Below are 15,394 nucleotides of genomic sequence, written 5' to 3' on the forward strand. Positions count from 1 at the left end.
CGCCGCCTGCCTAGTCACGCGGACTTTAGCACGGTAAATGCGCGTTTCTGGGTGGTCCGTTTTGCCTGGAAACTTCCGGCGGCGGCAGGGCGGCCGACACGGTAACCTTGGACCTTGTCGATGCCGAACTCCTGCATGAGCGCCATCTGCTCGTCGGTTTCCACCCCCTCGACCAAGATTTTGGGGCCGCGATTTCGGACCAAGGCGACAATATCCTGGAGCATCGCCATGCCCGTCTGGGTGCCGCAGGCGTGAAGGAACGAGCGGTCGATTTTGACCGTATCGAAATCGATGAGACGAAGCCACGAAAGGCCTGCGAAGCCCGTCCCGAAATCGTCAAGCCATATCTTGATCCCCAGCACTTTCAGGTCGCTGATGCAGCGCAGAACGTCCGAATGCATCTCCATCTCGAGGCCTTCGGTAACTTCGAAGGCCAGCCTGCTGCCGGCAACACCGGTCTCGCCCAGTATGCTGGCGACGGACGTTGCGAAACCGGGCGTCTTGAGTTGGATCGGCGAGACGTTGACGCTGACGACGCCAATGTGGTTGCCCGCCAGGAGCTCCGTGCAGACCGACCTTATCACCCACCGCCCGAGTTCCAGGATAGCGCCGGTTCTTTCCGCCACGGGAATGAACAGGCTGGGCGGAACCAAAGTGCCGTCCAGCATCTTGAGGCGCATCAAAGCCTCGGCGGCGTGGACCTTGCCCGAGGCGACATCCTGGATGGGCTGGTAAACGAGCGAGACGAGATTCTGGCCGATCGCGATTTTCAGCAAAGCCGCGATGTTCTCGCTCTCGTCGCTGCTCTGGGGATCGGTCGGATCGAACAGCCGGGCGCAGTTCCTGCCGCCGGCTTTTGCCAGGTAGAGCGCGCGATCGGCCTCGTGAATGATCTTCTCCAGCTTGGCGCCAGCCTGCACTCGGGTCAAGGCGGCGCCGACGCTCGCCGTGACGATCGAGATGCCGTCGCGGCGCAGCTCGTGGGTAAGTGCCAGGCTCTCCACTGTGTGGCAAATGGCTTCCGCAAGCTCCGCGACGCGCTCCTTCTTGTCCATGCGGACCAGGACGATGAATTCCTCGCCTCCGTAGCGCCCGATCGAACCGTCATATTGCTTGATGAGATCGCCAAGGGCATTGGCGACATGGATCAAGCAACGGTCGCCTTCCTGATGGCCGTAGCAGTCATTGAATTTCTTGAAGAAATCCACGTCGATAAGGATGGCGGCGAAGCCGTTGCCGAGCTGTTGCCAGTCGCTCCAATAGTCACGCAGCTTCTCATCGATCGCCCGCCTGTTTTCCAGCCCCGTAAGCGGATCCGTCCGCGATAGCCGCAGCAGGGCCTTGCCGCGCTCCGTGGCCTCCCTGTGCTGAATTTTGGCCTCCAGGGCGTTCAGGAAGACGTTGTAACGCTCTCTGTTCAACTTCCAGTTCACATATGATGTGAACGTAAAGCACGACACGTAGAAGGTCCCGAACACCATCTTGTAGGTTAACGTAGCCGGCAAAAAATAATTTACCACATACAATATCAACATTATTATTGTTGATGTTACAATCGATAGCTTAAAGCTGAAAGTAAAGAAAAGATTGGCGCTCATCATGAAAATCGTACCGAACACCATGTAGTATGCAACGCTTTCCTTGTCGGCGCCGATAAAGGCCGGGCAAAGCCAACCGATATAGCCGAAAATGATGGCTCCGGCGCAAGTCAAATCGAGCCATTGCGTCGCGACCCCGCGGCGAAGCTGTTCTTCCAAAATCAGCAGCGCAGTTATGCCGACGACGAAGCGGGCCACGATCGTATAGGCGGCCACGTCCGGTATCAGCAGCAGATCCGTTGCCGAAAACATCAAATAAATAGCGACTGCCATCCAGAGGCCAGGCCTGGCTTCCGTTCTTCGTTTCGCTTGGGCTTCCGCACGATAAAGGACGCTGAGCTCGCCAGCCCCCGGCTCATCGCGGGGTTCGTATGGTTCCAGATGCGCCATATCGGCCAATGCGGAGGAGACACGGTAGTTCACCGCAAACCCCGGCTGAACGGGGTTTTGCGTTGCGGGATGCTTTCCAGCTTCTGCCCCACGCGCGTCGACTCCTTGGGACACGGTTTCCACGCGAACATTGCACCTGTGCAGGCCAAGTTTGCATTAACTGGAACCCGGACTCCGAGCTACGAGAGGCTCAAAGATGCGAAATGGTCAACGGGACATTAATCATATCGGTAAAATGCGCCCGGCGCGACATTGTCAAATGAAGCATTCTAAGTAATACCTTAACAGCCTGTTAACCATGGAGCGGCGCGTGCAAACTGTCTTAGATGGCCAAAGCTTGATTACAGCCGAGATGATCGCGGGCAATCTACATCGAAAACCAGAACATCATGGCGAAGCGTTCGAAACCGCACGCGCCGAGCTTGCGCTCATACTGCACACGACCAGCCAGCAGATCGAACAAGGCAAGGACCCGGCCGGGCTTGTTGGCCGCCTGCTGTCGACGCTCAACGGACTGCGATCCAAGCTTCGCCCCGATGTCTGGCAAGCATTAATACCGGTGGCGCAGAACCACCCAATCCTGGAGTATTTTCTCGAAGACCCGCTGACGCGCTGGTCTTTCACCAAGCCCAGGGGTTATTCCGGCGACGCGCAACTGCTTGACTACATCTATTGCGACCCTCACGTGGCCGACAGCGTGGCGAACGCCTCGGAGATTGGCGCGGCGCTCTACAGCCATACCAAGAATGTGCCGTCCTGCATCGCAGCACGGGAGCGGCGCGATCTTCTGACCCGCTATGTCGATGAGATCGCGGCCAGAAACGGGCCGGAAACGGAGGTTCTGGCAATAGCTGCCGGCCATTTGCGGGAGGCCAATCGTTCAGTAGCGCTGGCGGAAGGGCGTATCAAGCGCTGGGTTGCACTCGATCAGGATCCGCAGAGCGTCGGCCTGATCGCGCGCGAATTCCAGGGCACAGCGGTCGAGGCCGTCGACGGTTCGGTGCGGACCGTGCTCGCTAGGGGCCATAAGCTCGGCAAGTTCGATCTTATATATGCCTCCGGCCTTTACGACTATCTTGCGCACAACGTGGCAGTGAAACTCACCAAACAATGTATGCAGATGCTGAAGCCCGGCGGCACGTTCCTGTTCGCGAACTACACCGACGGCAATCCCGACGCCGGATACCGCGAGACGTTTATGGACTGGGTGCTGCTGCTGCGATCTGAGGCCGATATGTGGAACATCATCAATGCGAGCGTCGACCGCAACACGGTCGAGGCGCAGGTGTTCTTCGGCGAGAACCGAAACGTGCTTTACGGCGTCATCGGAAAGCGGGGATAGCCAGCGAACGCCGGCGGCGGGCGCGAAAACAACTTTCGGCGGACCGCATCACAATCATTGGCCGACAACCGTCGTGCTAGATGTTTGATCCCAGGCTTTGATGGGGCATCCTTGTCCTCCGAATCAAAGGATGCGCTATGGGCCAGGTTCTTCATGGGAGCGCCACGACGACAGAGGCGGTCCGTCGAGCGATACAGCATAGTCAAGAGAGCTTGAGGGTCCTGGCCAAGCGCTACGGGATCAACCAGAAGAGCGTTTCATCGCTTGATTGAATCGGAAGGGATTCCCGGTCGGTCGGATTTGTGATTCAAGATTCTGGCTGGATAGGAGGCCAGCATCTGATGGTTCGACCACTTTCCGATGATCTTCGCGAGCGGGTTGTGGCGGCGGTTTTGGGTGGCGAGAGCCGCCGGTCGGCCGCCCAACGGTTCGGTATTGCGAATTCGACGGCGGTGAAGTTGTTGCAGCGCCATCAGGCGACTGGCTCGGTTGCGCCTGGCAAGATGGGCGGACATCGCAAAAGGGTGCTGGAGCCGCACCGTGCTTTGGGCCGTCTGCCTGAAACACCGCATCTGACGCTGCATGGTCTGAAGGATGAGTTGCCGCTCGCGGGGTCAAGGTCTCGTACAACGCAGTGTGGCAGTTCCTGCGCCGCGAAGGCCTGAGCTTTAAAAAGACCGCGCCCTCCGGGCGGTCGAGCCGTGCGAGAAGGTAGCGCCCGCCGTCCTGGAACCAATTGTGCACGTAGTCATCCGAAAGCTTCGGCAGGCTGAGCGGATCGCCGACAGCCTGGCCCAGAAGATATCCACCCTCGGGTTGGCCGGATTCAAAGCAGGAGCCGTTCTTGGTGGCGCAGGTGAAGACCTCCGAGAAGCCCTTCGCGTTCAGGCCTTCCTCGTAATTGCGGAGCACCTCGAGCGTGGAACGGCCCTGCGGCAGTGTGTAGTAGATGAGCGTGACGTGGCCCTCGACGGTCTTGAAGCCGGTTCCACCATTGGTGCTGGTCGGCGAAAAGGGAGCTTCGATGAGGTATGCCTCGTCGAATTCCGTCGTCTTGTAACCGACGATCTCGGAGCCGTCGTAGCGCCCGACCAGCGGGTGATCGGAACTGCCTTCCACGTCCGCCGCCCGGGCAGGCAGCGCCGCGCCCAGTCCGCCAATGATCAGCAGCACGGCGACGGCGACGATCCCCTTCGTGCTGGCCATGGCTCTCATCGTCTTATACCTCAAGACAAACGGGATTGGTGGACTGCTGCGCTGACAAGCCCCACCACCGGAACCGCCAACACGGCGCGCAGCGGAGACATTCGGTCGAAAGCAGCTGCAGCGCCGCTCTCGTTACTAAGACCGTGATCTAATCGGGGGAAATTGAATGATAATATACCGGATATTGGCGCCATGAATTTGGACGAGTTCGATCCTAATCTTCTGCGCGTTTCGGCGCGATGATCCGGCGGGGATGGTCCCATCGAACATGCTGGCTTGTTTGGCGCCCTTTTGCAGTTCGCTAGTACGGCCATTGGCTCGCCGCCAAGCAGGGCAGTGTCGTCCCGGCTGAGCAGGCTCTCGGCAGATTGTGAACCGCGGACAACGCTTCCCAGCATCGTCATACCCCCTGCAATGGGCCGTGCTTTGCTAGACGAATTGCGGCGTCGCTCTCGTCTGCTGGGCAGCATCAGCCACCGCAGAAGAAACTGCCCCGAAAACTGGGGGTCGCCTATCATCATATGATGATAGGAAGGGTGATGGCTGCGTTCGAAGGGTGGCCCCTTGGGAGCCCCGGTCAGCGCGGAAGGGGGTGCGCCGACTTCAGCAGGGCAACCAACTGGCTTTGCTGGTTTGTACCGGTCTTGCGGAAAACGCGGTTGAGATAGGTGCGCACGGTCGAGAATTGCAGGCCTGCTTCGGCTGCCGCCGCCTTGAGGCTATGTCCCTTGGCCAACGCGGTCACAAGATTTACCTCGGCAGGCGTCAGGTCGAACAGGCCCGTCAAGATGGTCGGGGACGGGACGAGGGCGCTTGCCGAGATCCACGTCGCGACGACGAGCATATCACCTCCGTCGAAAGCTCATGCGCGGTCCGTTTGAGCGGAAGGACATGCACCACCGCCGACGGTGTGCCCGGCACAGGGATGGACCGCGGGAGGAGTTCGCCACGCTTCGCCTGCAGCGCAGACTGGAACAGACGGTTGCTCTCAGAATTGGCAACGGCGACGCCGCCAAACGCCGTCGGCAGGAAAAGCGACTTCTCGCGATCAAACAGGCTGTTGGTCGCTCGGACACGCCCATTGGCGGCGAGAACGGCGGCCGGAAGCCCGATGTTGGCCAAGGCATCGACGGCGCCGCGCGCCTGCGCAAGGCCGAGCCGCGCGGCCGCGAGGGTGGCGCGCGCCATGTCAGGCCTCATCCGGTCAAGAACTTCAAGTTGGCGCTCGTCGTAGCCCCCTTCGCCCAGCCCGCGCTGGAAAACGAACATCGCCATCTCACCGGTGGGCATCGGGATGGCCGCGCAGGCATTCACGCCCAGGCCACGCGCGCGCAACCGAACGCGTATCGGATCATCCCGCACCTCGTCAGCCGTCATGAATCTGTCTACATCCACAAAGCTCGAGGGCCTAACGGTGCCCATACGCGCAGCGGCAGTGGATAGGCGCAGGCTTTCATCCTCAAGGAATTCGTCCATCAGATCCTGCAGCCCTGCGACGGCCTTTCCACGAACGGGCGCGCCATCCGCGAAGACAAAGAGAGCACCGCCTTTCGATGCAGACGCATTGGTGATCTGCCCGAGAACAGCGGGCCATTTTTCCGCTACGAATGCAGCTTCATAAAGCGCATCGACAATTTCTGTGAACATTCGCGTGTCGATTTCTTGCTCTGCGAACGCGTATCGCGCCTACATCCGCAGGATAGCGAGAAATGCCTGAAAATTTCAAGGAACGACGCCGAGCGGTAGTCGGCCTACGGATCAAACGAAGCAACAGCCACTAGGAAGCCGACCTTCCAGACAGCATAGTCTCGACGGTTCCGGGGCGAAGGGGATATGGGGACCGGGTGGGCCAACTCAGCGAGTGGTCAGTGGTAGTAGATGCCGCCGTCGACGTTGAGCGCCTGGCCGGTGACGAAGGCCGAGAGATCCGAGGCGAAGAACAGCACCGGTCCGACGATGTCTTCCGGCGCGCCGAGGCGCTTCAGCGCCGCGACCTCCTCCCAATGGCGGATCGCCGCTTCGCTGCCCAGATTGTTCTTGCCCATCTCGGTCAGGATGATGCCGGGGCAGATGGCGTTGACGGTGACGCCGTCCATGCCGACCTCCTGCGCCAGCACGCGGGTGAGCGTGATCACCACCGCCTTGGTCGCGGCGTAGTGGCCCTGCGTCGGCACGCCCTGCCGGCCGGCGATCGAGGCGATGTTGATCACCCTGCCCGACTTCCTGGCGCGCATATGCGGCAGCACCGCCTGGCACATCATCAGCACGCCCTTGGCATTGACGTCGAAATGCGCATTCCAATTGGCCTCGTCGAGATCCTGCAGTAGACTTGGCTTCAGGATACCGGCATTGTTGACCAGAACGTCGATGCTGCCCGCAGCCTTGAGCAGGGCCTGCGCGGCCGCCTCGATGTCCTTCTTCTTGCTGACGTCCATCGTGTAGACATACGCTTTGCGGCCGGCCGCCTCGATCTCGCCCTTGGTCAGGTCGAGCTCCGCCGCCTGCGACGGCAGATCGGTGATGGCGACATCGAAGCCCGCTTCGGCGAGCCCCTTGGCGAGCGCCCTGCCGATGCCGCGGCTGGCGCCGGTGACGAGAGCCGTCTTGCCCTTGGCTTCGGGGAGAATGGTCATGCTGCTTCCACCTTTGATGTCTTGACCGGGAGCGAGTTCATCGCCGCGATCGTGTCGTCGAACGAAACGAGTTTGCCGTCGGAGCCGAGCCCCATCGCCACCTTGGCGGCGACGGCGCTGGCAAAGCGTGCGGACTGCCTCAGGTCCCAGCCCTTGACGATGCCGACGATGATGCCGGCGGTGAAGGAATCGCCGCAGCCCGTGGTGTCGAACACGTCGACCTCGAAGGCGGGCAGATGGAAATCCTCGCCATGCTCGGGCGAGACATGCACACCGTGGGCGCCGAGCGTGAGGATGCAGTTCTTGACGCCCCTCGCCTTGAAGAAGGCGGCGACGCGGGCCGGATCGCGGTCATGCGCCATCTCGCCGGCTTCGTCGATGCTGGGCACGAAATAGTCGATGTAAGGAAGGCACGGCTCGACCAGCTTCCAGGTCTCCGGCGTCGCTTGGATCAGATCGAAGGTAGTGACGCGGCCAAGCTTCTTGGCGCGCTTCAAAAGCTTGACGGTCGGCTCGCCGTCGAAGCGCTTCAGGAGGCCGGTGCCGCCGACATGGACGACGCTCGCGTCGAGCGCCGCGTCGAGATCGGCATCGGCGACCTCGAACAGGGTCGCGGTGCCGGGCACATGCAGAGCCGGCCGCTCGCCGTTCGGCCGCACGGGCAGGATGGTGGAAGACGTCTGGACGCTGCCGTCGCGGCGGACAAGGCTCGTCTCTAGACCGTATTTCTTGAGCTTGGCGAGGAACCAGTCGCCCATATCGTCGGTGCCGAGCGTGGTGACGGCGCGCGTCTTCAGGCCGAGAATGGCGCAGTCCATGCCCGTCGCGCCCGCCGTGCCGGCGACCGTCATACGGATCTCCTCGATATAGTCGGCGCGGCCCCCTTCGGGGATATGCGAGACCGGCCGTCCGAGGATGTCGAGGACGTAGAAGCCGATCGAGCTGACGTCGAATTGCGGCATGGCTGACCTAACCTTTCGAATTCAATGGGCGGCGCGGCGCAGGCCGAAGCTCGCGGCCAGCACCAGGAAGACGAGCACGCCGATGCCGACCTGCTGCCAGTAGAAATTCCAGCCGACGAGCAGCAGCCCGTTCTTGACGATGGCGAGCAGCAGCACGCCGAGCAGCGTGCCGATGACCGAGGGCTTGCGCTCGCGGCTCAGCGTCGTACCGATGAAGGTGGCGCCGATCGCATCGAGCAGGAACGCGTTGCCGGAGAGCGGCACGTACGACTTCACCGTCGACGACAGAAGGATGCCGGTGACACCGGCGAGCAGCGCGCACAGCACATGCACCATCGACAATTCGCGCGGCACGCGGATGCCGGAATACCAGGCCACGCCCGGCTGCGCGCCCATCGCCTGCACGTAACGGCCGAAGACTGAGCGATGCAGCAGGACATGGACCGCGATGACGAGGACGATCAGAACGAGGACCGGGGTCGGTATCCCGAACAAAGCGGTGCGGGCGATGGCGTTGAACTGGTCTGCTGCATAACCACTTGTGAGATAGATCGGCTGGCCGCCGCTGGTGGCGAGCTGCTGCGTGCTCTGGCCGATGAAGAGCACGCCGAGCGTCGCCAGGAACGGGCTGATGTTGAGCCTGGTGATGAGGATCGCATTCAGCACGCCGACGATCAGCGCGGCGCCGAGCCCGCCTGCTACGCCGACCACGCCGCTGTAACCGGCGGCCAGAAGCATGACGAAGATCATGCTTGCCATGTCGACCGAGACGCCGACCGACAGATCGATCCCACCCGACGAGATGACGATGGTGAGACCCAGCGCGACGATCGCCAGCATGACGACGTTGTTGACCAGCACGTTGAAGAGGTTGGCCGGCGTCAGGAAGGTCGGGCTCGCCACGGCGAATAATATGACGATAACCGCGAAGGCGATGAGCACGCTGTATTTGGCGAGGAAGCCGCGCACACTCACCTTGGCTGAATTGTCGTTGGCTGAGACGCTCATCGCGAACCCTCCGAACCGCGGGCAAAGGATGTGATGGCCACCACCAGCAGGATCAGCGCGCCCTGCACGCCGTTGACCCAGTAGCTGGAGACGTTGAGCAGCTGGAAACCGTTCGCGAGCAGGCCGATGAACAGCACACTGAGCAGCGTGCCGCCCATGGTCGGCACGAAGCGGCGCGAAAAGACGGTGCCAAGCAAGGCCGCCGCCAGCACCGACAGAAGCAGCTCACCGGAACCGGGCGTGCTGGCCGACAGGCGCGAGACGGTGAGGATCGCCGCCACCGCCGCGCAGAGGCCGCTTAGAACATAGGTGAAGGAGACATAGAAGGGCACGCTGATGCCGGCCGCGCGCGCCGCCTCGGGATGGCCGCCGACAGCGTAGAGCCTGAGACCGAAAGAAGTACCGTGAACGAGCACGATCATGATCGCGGAGAAGACGATCAGCGCCCAGGCAAGCGCGGAGACGCCGAGGAAGCTGCCCGAAACCAGCACACCGAGCAGCGGGGAGGATGCGCCGACCACCGTGTTCTGGGTGAGCGTGAGTTCCATGCCGGCTGCGACGTTGAGCACGGCAAGCGTTGCGAGCAACGGCAGGATGCCGAGGCCGACCACGGCAAGGGCGTTCAACGCGCCGACCGCCATGCCGACGGCGATGGCCGCGAGCACGGAAAGGAAATCGCCATAGCCCATCGACAAGAGCGTCGCGTAGACGGCGGCGCAGAGCCCCATATTGGCGGCGATCGACAGATCTATGCCGCCTTCAGTGACATCGGAACCGCCGCCGATGATGACGGCCGTCATGCCATAGGCGAGCACACCCAGAATCGCCGACTGCTCGACGACGTTGATCAGGTTGAAGGTCGAGGTGAAGCCCGGCGCGAAGATGACGAAATAGGCCATGATCGCGGCGAAGGCGGCGATCGCGCCGAGCCGCACGACGAGCGCGCCAAAGCGCCGGCCGGCGCTCTTTGCGGCGGTCTGCTTCTCGTCGGAAACGCCGACTTCGGTGTGGAGAACAGTCGCGCTCATGCGGCCACCCCATCGGTGTTCGAGCGCGCGCCGGACGAAGCCGCCAGCAGCGCGTCGCTGTTCATCGCGGGACCGGAGAAGCTGCTGGCAAGCCGGCCGCGATAGACGACCAGGACACGGTCGCAGACGCCGACCAGCTCGAGCAGGTCGGAGGACAAAAGCAGGATCGCCGCGCCCTCGCCCGCCAGCCGGTTCAGCAGGTTGTAGATCTCGACTTTGGCGCCGACATCGACGGCGACCGTCGGCTCATCCAGCACATAGACGCGCGACTGGCAGCTCAGCCATTTGGCGATCGCCACCTTCTGCTGGTTGCCGCCGGAGAGCTCGCGCACCAGCGCGTCGCGATGCGGTGTCTTGATCGACAGTTCCTTGATCAGGCCGTCCACCGCCTGGTTCTCAGCGCCACGGCTGACCATGCCGCTGCGCGAATAGCGGCGCAGGCTGGCCAAGGAGATGTTCTCGCGCACGGACAGACCAAGCGCCACGCCATGCGCACGGCGATCTTCCGGCAGCATGGCGATGCCATCGCGCACGGCCTTGACCGGCGTGGACAGCGACAGCTCCCTGCCCTCGATCTTGACTTGGCCGCCATCGGCAGTCTTGAGGCCGAACAGGCACTGGACGATCTCCTTGGCGCCGGAGCCGAGCAGCCCGGTGAGGCCGACGATCTCGCCGGCGCGCACATTGAAGCCGATGTTCTCGAAACTGCCGCCTAGGCGGAGGTTGGAAACGTCCAGCACCGGCGCGCCTAAAGTGACCGAGCGCTTCGGGAACATCTCGCCGACATCACGGGCAATCATCATCGCGATGATCTCGTCGATCGGCGTCTGGCGCGGATCGACTGTGCCGACATCGGTGCCGTTGCGCATCACGGTGACGCGGTCGCAGAGTTTTTCGATCTCCTGCATGTAGTGGGAAATGAAGACCACGGCGATGCCGTCGTCGCGCAGCCGGCGCAGCACGTCGAACAGGGTGTCGACCTCGCGCTTTACGAGCGCCGCCGTCGGCTCGTCCAGCACCAGCACCGACGCCTTCTGCGCCAGCGCCCGGGTGATCTGCACCACCTTCTGCTGCGCCGTGGTGAGGTCCTTGACGAGGGTTCCGGCCGGCAGTTCCATGCCGAAGAAGCGCTTCAACAGATCAGCGGCGCGGCGCTCCATGGCACGGCGGCTGACGAATGGACCGAGGCCGATTTCGTGGCCGAGGAAGACGGCTTCGCCGACGGTCGCGGTCGGCACCAGAAGCCTGTCCTGGTGGATGAAGTGCACGCCGAGCTTTTCGACCGACGCTGGTGTCAGCGAGGTAATGACCTCGCCATTGATGACGATCGTGCCGCTGTCCGGCTTGATGATGCCGGCCAGCACCTTGATAATGGTCGACTTGCCGGCGCCGTTCTGGCCGACAAGGCCGAGGATCGAGCCGCGCGCGATCTCGAGGTTCGCGTTTTCCAGCGCGCGCACCGGACCGAACCGTTTCGATATGCCCGTCATCGATACAGCAATTTCTCTTGTTGCTGTCTGCATGGCCGTCAATCCTGGTTGGCTGTGACGGGCGGCCGCATAGGCGCGGCTGCCCGTCGTTCCGTTCCGTCCTATTGAACGCCAGCCTTCTCGGCGGCGTCGAGGAACGGCTTTCCTTTTTCGGCGGCGTTTTCCTTGTTGATCAGCACCGAAGGCACGAAAGTGAACGGCGGCACCTTTTGGCCGGCCAGATATTTGGCGGCGTTGTCGACCGAGGTCTTGCCGATCTCATAGGGCTGCTGAGCCGCGACCGCGCCGGCCGACGACTTCGGGTCCATCACCATCTTGATGACTTCCGGGCTGCCGTCGATTCCGTAGGTCTTGACCTCGTTGCGGCCGGCGGCTTCGACCGCCTGCGTGGCGCCGATCTGCGGCACGTCCCAGCACGCCCAAACCGCGCCGATCGACCCCTTCTCGGGCGACTTGGTCAGCATGTCGGTGACATTGGAATAGGCGCTCTGCACCGTGTTCGGGATGACGTCGCGCAGTTCCGGCTCGATGATCTTCACATCCGGGAACGAGGTCAGCACGTATTTCAGCTGGTCGTAGCGGATCTTGCAGACTGGCACGCTGTAGAAGCCGTTGAAGACCAGCACATTGCCCTTGCCGCCCATGTCGGCGACCATCTGCAGCGCGATCTCGGCGCCGATATTGTAGTTGTTCGACGTGGTGTTGTTGATGGCGTGCGGCGTCGCGGTGTCGACCGTGAACAGCGGAATGCCGGCGTCGCGGATCTTCTGCAGCCAGGGGTTCAGCACTTCGAGGTTGCCGAGCTGCTCGATGATGGCGTCGGGCTTCTGGGCGATCAGCGTCTGCAGCTGCGCGATCTGCTGCTGGTCCTTGCGGCCGGCATCGAGCGCGATGACTTCACCGCCGAGTTCCTTGACGCGGTCCTGGATGCCGCGGAACGCCATCAGGTCCCAATAGTGGTCCGTGCCGATGGCGGAGACACCGATGCGCTTGCCCTTGAGCGACAGCTCCTCGGCACTCGCGCTGGAGACGGCGGCAACGCTGCAAGCCGCCGCTAACCCAAAAGCGAGCGCCTTGACGAGGCCTTTCATGGATCTGGTCATTTTCATTCCTCCCTTGTTGATCGCTCCGGGCCTTCCCGGAGGATATGCGAAACTGTGAAATTGCTGCCCCTCAAGCAGCGGCGTCATTGTCGCGCAGGCCGTAGCTCGCCATGCGCTTGATGACGTTTTCGATCTCCTCGTCGGACAGGATCGGCGGCTCGCCGATCTGCAGGGCGCCGTGATACTGGCGCGCCAGCGTCTCGACCTCGACCGCCAGCCACATCGCCTGGGCGAGGCTCGATCCGACGGCGATCATGCCGTGCTGGGCAAGCAGGCAGGCCTTGCGGTCGCGCAGCGCCTCCACCGCATGCGCTGAAAGCTCCGCCGTGCCGAAGGTGGCGTAGGGCGCGCAGCGTATGTCGCTGCCGCCGGCAACCGCGACCATGTAATGGATCGCCGGTATCTTCCGGCCCATGATGGCGATGGTCGTGCAGTAGGTCGGATGCGCGTGAACGACGGCGTTGACCTCGGGCCTGGCCTTCATGATGTCGAGATGGAAGCGCCATTCGCTGGACGGCGGCAGGCGTCCGTCGACCTCGCCGTCCCAGCCCATGAAGACGATGTCTTCCGGCTGCAGCGTGTCATAGGGCGTGCTGGTCGGCGAGATCAGCATGCCCTCGCCATGGCGCCGGCTGATGTTGCCTGACGTGCCCTGGTTGATGCCCAGCGCGTTCATCTCGATGCAGGCATCGATGATGGCCCGGCGCGCCTCGAGGTCCGAAAGGGTCATACGGTATTCCAATCCTTGCGAGGCCAATTACCAGGCCGTGTAGCCGCCATCGATCGACAGGATCGCGCCCGTGACGTAGCTCGACGCCGGCGACGCCAGGAACAAGATCGCCGAGGCGATCTCCTGCGGCGTGCCCAGCCGGCCCATCGGCGTCATGTCGATCCAGGTGTTGAAGAGTTCGGGACGCTCGCGCATCTTCAGCGTCATCTCGGTGCCGACATAGCCCGGCGCCAGCGCGTTGACGCGCACGCCTGACTTTGCCCATTCGACCGCGAGCGCCTTGGTCATCATATGCACGGCGCCCTTGCTCCCCATGTAGGACGGCGCCGTCTGCGGACGGTTGATGATCAGGCCCGACATCGAGCCCAGATTGACGATCGAGCCCTTCTTGCGGGCGACCATCGAGCGGCCGAAGGCGCGCGAGGCCCAGTAGACGCCGTTGATGTTGACATCCATCACCAGGCGCCATTCCTCGTCCGGCGTGTCGAGCGCGGTGTTGAGGCGCGCGATGCCGGCGCTGTTGACCAGGACATCGACCTTGCCGAAGTCCGCGACGATCTGAGCGGCCATCGCCTCCACGGCTTGCGGATCCGTGACGTCGAGCACGCGGCCATCGACGCTCGCGACGCCAGCCGCCTTGAGCGCCTCGACAGCAGCTTTCAGCCCGTCCGCATTCATGTCGAGAAGCACGATACGCGCGCCGCAAGTCCCCAGCGCCCTGGCGGCCTCGAGACCGATCCCGCTGGCGCCGCCGGTGACGACGGCGACCTCGCTCGTTAGGTCGAATTGCGACCGGTAATCCATGCACGTCCTCCATCAGGACGAACTTGAGCGCGGGCAAAACACTGCCCTCGCCGCCGAAGCAGCGCCGCAAGCCAGCCGATCCTGATAATGCCTCCGGGGTCAGGCTCCTCCCGACCCCATGACAGGGACGTTACAGAAGCTTTTTCCACCCGTCAATCTGGTTATAACCAGAAAACAGATTCTTTTTTGGTAACTGGCAAGTCAGGTGCGATCGACGCCGTTCACCGTCGCTGACGGCTGCTCGACCGCCATATGGATGCGGGCGACGGAGGAATTATAAAAGGCCTCGTAATATTCGAGCGCGGCACCGTCCGCGTCATAGGCGATTGACTCGATCTCGATCAGCGGCGTGTTGGCGGCGACGCCCATTTCGTCGGCCTCTTCCTTGGTGGGGAGCGCGGCGCGCAGCCAGCGGTCGGCGCGCTTCACCGTCAGGCCGAACACGGCGCGGATAGTGCCGAAGATGGACTGGTTTTCCGACAGGATGTTCTCCAGACCCGGCACCCGGTGCCCCGGCAGGCTGATGCGCGTCATGGTGATCGGCGTGCCGTCGGTCATATAGACGCGGCTGATGCGGACCACGCTGCCATTGGCGGGAATGCCGAAGACCTTCGACTCCTTGTCGCTCGGCGGGCAGCGGTAGATCTCCAGCGTGCGGGTCGAGACCTTGTGGCCCTTGGCGGTCAAATCGTCGAAGACACCGAGATTGGCGGTCATGAAGTCGACATGCTCGCGGGGTGCCGCGACGAACATGCCCTTGCGCGGCATCTTGATGATGCGGCCTTCGTTGGACAGCGAGCCAATCGCGGCGCGCACCACAGGGCGCGAGACGCCGAAGAAATCGCAAAGCGCCTGTTCCGAGGGAATGCGTGAATTGGCGGCAAGCAGGCCGGTGTTGATCGCTTCCTCGACCTGGTTGCGCAACTGCACCCAGAGCGGTGCGGCCTCGTCGCGGTTGAGCTGCACTTTCGAGCCGATCGAGCGGAAGGCCTCGGCCGCCTCGGCGTCTTCCTGATCGTAACGAGGACGCCCGCGCGTTCTGGTAGCTTGTTCCATCCGATCCTGCCGCAATTCATTTGCCGCGACTCAGATAAGCGGCA

General features: G+C 62.6%; 13 protein-coding genes and 2 pseudogenes. 3 read left to right on the top strand and 12 right to left on the bottom strand.

Annotated features, from left to right (window positions below; all coding sequences use genetic code 11):
• Nucleotides 1–14 precede the first annotated feature (14 nt).
• Nucleotides 15–1,988: a putative bifunctional diguanylate cyclase/phosphodiesterase gene (locus LB535_RS15190; protein WP_224632893.1), complete on the bottom strand. Its 1,974-nt coding sequence runs from the start codon at nt 1,986–1,988 to the stop codon at nt 15–17.
• Between the two features lie 298 nt (nt 1,989–2,286).
• On the opposite strand from LB535_RS15190, the gene LB535_RS15195 reads away from it, so the two are divergent.
• The 3 genes and pseudogenes from LB535_RS15195 to LB535_RS15205 all read left to right on the top strand — a co-directional run.
• Nucleotides 2,287–3,330 carry a class I SAM-dependent methyltransferase gene (locus LB535_RS15195; protein WP_224632788.1) on the top strand — a complete coding sequence of 348 codons (1,044 nt, stop codon included), beginning with the start codon at nt 2,287–2,289 and terminating at the stop codon, nt 3,328–3,330.
• A 137-nt stretch (nt 3,331–3,467) separates the two neighbouring features.
• A pseudogene (locus LB535_RS15200) lies at nt 3,468–3,590 on the top strand (IS481 family transposase); the annotation flags it as partial.
• 81 nt (nt 3,591–3,671) lie between these two features.
• Nucleotides 3,672–4,042 (top strand): annotated as a pseudogene (locus LB535_RS15205) (IS630 family transposase); the annotation flags it as partial.
• Between the two features lie 1,071 nt (nt 4,043–5,113).
• Here LB535_RS15205 and LB535_RS15210 read toward each other — a convergent pair.
• The 11 genes from LB535_RS15210 to LB535_RS15260 form a co-directional block, all read right to left on the bottom strand.
• Nucleotides 5,114–5,323: a helix-turn-helix transcriptional regulator gene (locus tag LB535_RS15210; protein ID WP_224632789.1), complete on the bottom strand. Its 210-nt coding sequence runs from the start codon at nt 5,321–5,323 to the stop codon at nt 5,114–5,116.
• Nucleotides 5,320–6,183, bottom strand: coding sequence for a helix-turn-helix transcriptional regulator (locus LB535_RS15215; RefSeq protein WP_224632790.1), 864 nt, complete (start codon nt 6,181–6,183; stop codon nt 5,320–5,322). Before LB535_RS15215 ends, LB535_RS15210 begins: the two co-directional genes overlap by 4 nt.
• A 218-nt stretch (nt 6,184–6,401) precedes the next feature.
• Nucleotides 6,402–7,169: an SDR family NAD(P)-dependent oxidoreductase gene (locus LB535_RS15220; protein WP_140844173.1), complete on the bottom strand. Its 768-nt coding sequence runs from the start codon at nt 7,167–7,169 to the stop codon at nt 6,402–6,404.
• Nucleotides 7,166–8,131: a carbohydrate kinase family protein gene (locus tag LB535_RS15225; protein WP_224523639.1), complete on the bottom strand. Its 966-nt coding sequence runs from the start codon at nt 8,129–8,131 to the stop codon at nt 7,166–7,168. The genes LB535_RS15220 and LB535_RS15225 overlap by 4 nt, the downstream gene beginning before the upstream one ends.
• Before the next feature lie 21 nt (nt 8,132–8,152).
• Complete coding sequence (locus LB535_RS15230) at nt 8,153–9,139, bottom strand: ABC transporter permease (RefSeq protein ID WP_224523636.1); 987 nt, start codon at nt 9,137–9,139, stop codon at nt 8,153–8,155.
• Nucleotides 9,136–10,167 (bottom strand): ABC transporter permease, encoded by a 1,032-nt coding sequence (locus LB535_RS15235; protein ID WP_095765786.1) that lies wholly within the window; start codon nt 10,165–10,167, stop codon nt 9,136–9,138. The genes LB535_RS15230 and LB535_RS15235 overlap by 4 nt, the downstream gene beginning before the upstream one ends.
• Complete coding sequence (locus LB535_RS15240) at nt 10,164–11,657, bottom strand: sugar ABC transporter ATP-binding protein (RefSeq protein WP_224632791.1); 1,494 nt, start codon at nt 11,655–11,657, stop codon at nt 10,164–10,166. The genes LB535_RS15235 and LB535_RS15240 overlap by 4 nt, the downstream gene beginning before the upstream one ends.
• Before the next feature lie 101 nt (nt 11,658–11,758).
• A complete protein-coding gene (locus LB535_RS15245; RefSeq protein ID WP_224607049.1) occupies nt 11,759–12,760 on the bottom strand; it encodes a sugar ABC transporter substrate-binding protein in 1,002 nt (333 codons plus the stop codon).
• Between the two features lie 70 nt (nt 12,761–12,830).
• Entirely contained in the window at nt 12,831–13,490 is a 660-nt protein-coding gene (locus tag LB535_RS15250) for an L-fuculose-phosphate aldolase (protein WP_095765789.1), read from the bottom strand.
• A gap of 27 nt (nt 13,491–13,517) precedes the next feature.
• Entirely contained in the window at nt 13,518–14,294 is a 777-nt protein-coding gene (locus tag LB535_RS15255) for an SDR family NAD(P)-dependent oxidoreductase (protein ID WP_224632792.1), read from the bottom strand.
• Nucleotides 14,295–14,495: 201 nt separating this feature from the next.
• Complete coding sequence (locus LB535_RS15260) at nt 14,496–15,350, bottom strand: GntR family transcriptional regulator (RefSeq protein WP_095765791.1); 855 nt, start codon at nt 15,348–15,350, stop codon at nt 14,496–14,498.
• Nucleotides 15,351–15,394 lie beyond the last annotated feature (44 nt).

It is taken from the genome of Mesorhizobium sp. CA10, from assembly GCF_020165285.1.
Classification (GTDB): Bacteria; Pseudomonadota; Alphaproteobacteria; order Rhizobiales; family Rhizobiaceae; genus Mesorhizobium.

Excerpts from the sequence above, each read along its gene's own strand:
- LB535_RS15190 (WP_224632893.1), bottom strand. The coding sequence starts at position 1,988 with ATGGCGCATCTGGAACCATACGAACCCCGCGATGAGCCGGGGGCTGGC.
- LB535_RS15195 (WP_224632788.1), top strand. The coding sequence starts at position 2,287 with ATGGAGCGGCGCGTGCAAACTGTCTTAGATGGCCAAAGCTTGATTACA.
- LB535_RS15215 (WP_224632790.1), bottom strand. The coding sequence starts at position 6,183 with ATGTTCACAGAAATTGTCGATGCGCTTTATGAAGCTGCATTCGTAGCG.
- LB535_RS15220 (WP_140844173.1), bottom strand. The coding sequence starts at position 7,169 with ATGACCATTCTCCCCGAAGCCAAGGGCAAGACGGCTCTCGTCACCGGC.
- LB535_RS15225 (WP_224523639.1), bottom strand. The coding sequence starts at position 8,131 with ATGCCGCAATTCGACGTCAGCTCGATCGGCTTCTACGTCCTCGACATC.
- LB535_RS15230 (WP_224523636.1), bottom strand. The coding sequence starts at position 9,139 with ATGAGCGTCTCAGCCAACGACAATTCAGCCAAGGTGAGTGTGCGCGGC.
- LB535_RS15235 (WP_095765786.1), bottom strand. The coding sequence starts at position 10,167 with ATGAGCGCGACTGTTCTCCACACCGAAGTCGGCGTTTCCGACGAGAAG.
- LB535_RS15240 (WP_224632791.1), bottom strand. The coding sequence starts at position 11,657 with ATGACGGGCATATCGAAACGGTTCGGTCCGGTGCGCGCGCTGGAAAAC.
- LB535_RS15245 (WP_224607049.1), bottom strand. The coding sequence starts at position 12,760 with ATGACCAGATCCATGAAAGGCCTCGTCAAGGCGCTCGCTTTTGGGTTA.
- LB535_RS15250 (WP_095765789.1), bottom strand. The coding sequence starts at position 13,490 with ATGACCCTTTCGGACCTCGAGGCGCGCCGGGCCATCATCGATGCCTGC.
- LB535_RS15255 (WP_224632792.1), bottom strand. The coding sequence starts at position 14,294 with ATGGATTACCGGTCGCAATTCGACCTAACGAGCGAGGTCGCCGTCGTC.
- LB535_RS15260 (WP_095765791.1), bottom strand. The coding sequence starts at position 15,350 with ATGGAACAAGCTACCAGAACGCGCGGGCGTCCTCGTTACGATCAGGAA.